4 protein-coding genes are annotated in these 2,472 nt (G+C 72.0%); all 4 read right to left on the bottom strand.

The window, feature by feature from the left end:
* Positions 1–2 precede the first annotated feature (2 nt).
* Positions 3–620 carry an NAD(P)H:quinone oxidoreductase gene (gene wrbA / locus AB0J68_RS30880; RefSeq protein ID WP_354860967.1) on the bottom strand — a complete coding sequence of 206 codons (618 nt, stop codon included), beginning with the start codon at positions 618–620 and terminating at the stop codon, positions 3–5.
* A gap of 286 nt (positions 621–906) precedes the next feature.
* Entirely contained in the window at positions 907–1,275 is a 369-nt protein-coding gene (locus AB0J68_RS30875) for a DUF3037 domain-containing protein (RefSeq protein ID WP_363942264.1), read from the bottom strand.
* Positions 1,272–2,030 carry a HipA family kinase gene (locus tag AB0J68_RS30870; RefSeq protein WP_354860964.1) on the bottom strand — a complete coding sequence of 253 codons (759 nt, stop codon included), beginning with the start codon at positions 2,028–2,030 and terminating at the stop codon, positions 1,272–1,274. Before AB0J68_RS30870 ends, AB0J68_RS30875 begins: the two co-directional genes overlap by 4 nt.
* A 76-nt stretch (positions 2,031–2,106) precedes the next feature.
* Positions 2,107–2,472 (bottom strand): hypothetical protein (locus AB0J68_RS30865; protein ID WP_363942261.1); only part of this gene is annotated, 366 nt, incomplete at its 5' end.

Below are 2,472 nucleotides of genomic sequence, written 5' to 3'. Positions count from 1 at the left end.
TGTCAGCCGCCCATGCCCTGCTTGAGCGCGGCGCCGATCTGCACCGCCCGGCGGGCGGTGAGGGCGCAGGCGCCCAGCGCCACCGCGTCCGGGGCGATCTCCCCGTTGTTGCTGGTGTGCGAGGCGCCGTACGGGTTGCCGGCGATGAACTGGCTGGAGTCGGTGTAGCCGGGGGGCACCACGACACCACCCCAGTGGTAGAAGACGTTGAAGAGCGAGGTCAGGGTGGTCTCCTGCCCTCCGTGCGAGGTCGCCGTCGAGGTGAAGCCCGCGTAGACCTTGTTGGCCAACGCGCCCTGCGCCCACAGCGGACCGGTGGTGTCGATGAACTGCTTCAGCTGGGCGGCGATCATGCCGTACCGGGTGGGGGATCCGAAGATCGCCACGTCGGCCCAGGCCAGGTCGTCGATCATCGCCTCGGGCACGTCCTGGGTCTCCAGGTGGTGCGCCTGCCAGCCGGAGTTGGAGCGGATCGCCTCGTCCGGCGCCAGCTCCCGCACCTTGCGCAGGCGCACGTCGGCGCCGGCCTCCCCGGCGGCCTCGCACGTGGCCTGCGCCATCTGGTACGTGATGCCGGTGGCGCTGTAATAGATCACCGCTACCTTGGTCTGGGCAGCCATCAGATTGTCCCCTTCTCGTCTCGGGTCAGCTCCCGCGACTACCCCCCAGGTGCGGTGACAAACGACGCCGACAGCGGCCTTCCGGTCGTCCGGGCTCAAGTTTTCCGCAAGTTCCCGGTCGTTGCGGCCCGGCCGCCCGCGCGGGCGGCCATCCTGATGCCATCGGTGCCGGCGCGATCCTGCCGCCGGATGGCACCGGGCGCCTGAACGGGGGATCGCGCTCCGCTGGCAACGACGCTGGCGCAGCGCGATCAGGGGCACTTCCCGAACCTCCCGGCCGGTGCGCTCAGTGGACCAGCGCCGCCATCAGCCGGTCCAACTCGCCGGCCGGGTCAGCGGTGAGACCGGTGTGCACCGGGCCCGCCTGGATCATCGTGCTGCGGGGCGCGGCCAGCCAGTGGAACCGCTCACCGAGCCGCATCCGGGTCGCCGGCCCGTCACCGGAGCAGGTCCGGTCCAGGGAGTCGAGCACCGCGGCCACGGCCGGCAGATCGACGTCGGATGCCAGCGCGTGGACCCGATCGGCGTCCAGGTGCGTCCGCGCGGCCAGGAAGTCGCGCTGCTGGCAGTAGAGCAGCACCCCGACGTTGATCTGCTCGCCGCGCTCGATGCGGGGCACCAGCCGGATGAGGGCGTACTCGAAGGGATGCCTCACGCCACGCTCCCCGCCGGTAGCCAGTCCGTCGGGCGGGCGACCCGCCGCGACAGGTGCGCCACGTACGCCTCCCGCGCCGCGTCGGCCGAGTCGAAGTCGGCGGCGGTCAGCCACTGGGCCGGCACCAGCGCCAGCACCTCCCGCAGCAGCTCCGGGGTGACCCGGGGTGCCAGCTCCGCGTCGGCCTCGGCCAGCCGCGACGCGTACGGCTCCAGCACGTGATCGTCCGCGCGGTAGGCCCGGTGCACTGCGGCGTCGGCGCGCGGCCAGTTGTGGTGGAAGTACAGCGCGGCGCCGTGGTCGATGAGCCACAGCTCCCGGTGCCAGACCAGCAGGTTCGGGTTGCGCCAGCTCCGGTCGACGTTCTCCACGTACGCGTCGAACCAGAGCACCCGGGACGCCAGCACGGCATCGACCGGGTGTGCGACCGGGTCGAAGCCGAGCGCTCCCGGGAGGAAGTCCATCCCCAGGTTGGCGCCGCCGCTGTTGCGCAGCAGCTCCTGCACCTCCTGGTCGGGCTCGGCCCGCCCGATCACCGGGTCGATGTCGAGGACCACCAGCGGCGGCACCCGCAACTCCAGCCGGCGGGCCAGCTCACCGCAGATCACCTCGGCGATGAGCGCCTTGGGCCCCTGCCCGGCGCCGGAGAACTTCGCCACGTACGTGCCGAGGTCGTCGGCCTCCACGACGCCCGGCAGCGAGCCACCCTCGCGCAGCGGCGTGACGTAGCGGATGGCGTTGACCTGGCGGAGCACGTCGCCCACCCTACTGGGGCCCGGGTCGCGACCCGCCCCGCGTCGTCGAACGTGCTCCCCGTCGGGGCGGCCCGCGTCAGTCGAGCTTGTCGCGCAGCTTGTTGACCTGCGTCTGGAGGCGGTCCACCGCGTTCTCGTTGTTGACGAAGGTGGTGATGCCCGCGGCGAGGCCGAGGCCGATCAGCACCGCCAGGATGCTCAGCACCAGACCGCCGATCGACACCCCGCGGCCGGTCACCCCGGGTCGTTGCGCCATCTTGAGCCCGACGATGCCGAGGATGATTCCGATGATGCCGAGCACCAGCCCCAGCCAGGCGAGGATGGCGGTCAACACGCTGAACAGGCCGGCGACGCCGAACACCAGAGCGAAGGTGGCGGCCGCACTGGTCTTCGCGTTGGCTTCCCCCCGGTGGCTCCGAGACCCGGCCGGTACGCCGGCACC

The organism is Micromonospora sp. NPDC049580 (genome assembly GCF_040675595.1).
Classification (GTDB): domain Bacteria; phylum Actinomycetota; class Actinomycetes; order Mycobacteriales; family Micromonosporaceae; genus Micromonospora.
The sequence above is the reverse complement of the archived record's forward strand: the minus strand, read 5'-3'. Positions and strand labels throughout refer to the sequence as shown.

Excerpts from the sequence above, each read along its gene's own strand:
- wrbA (WP_354860967.1), bottom strand. The coding sequence starts at position 620 with ATGGCTGCCCAGACCAAGGTAGCGGTGATCTATTACAGCGCCACCGGC.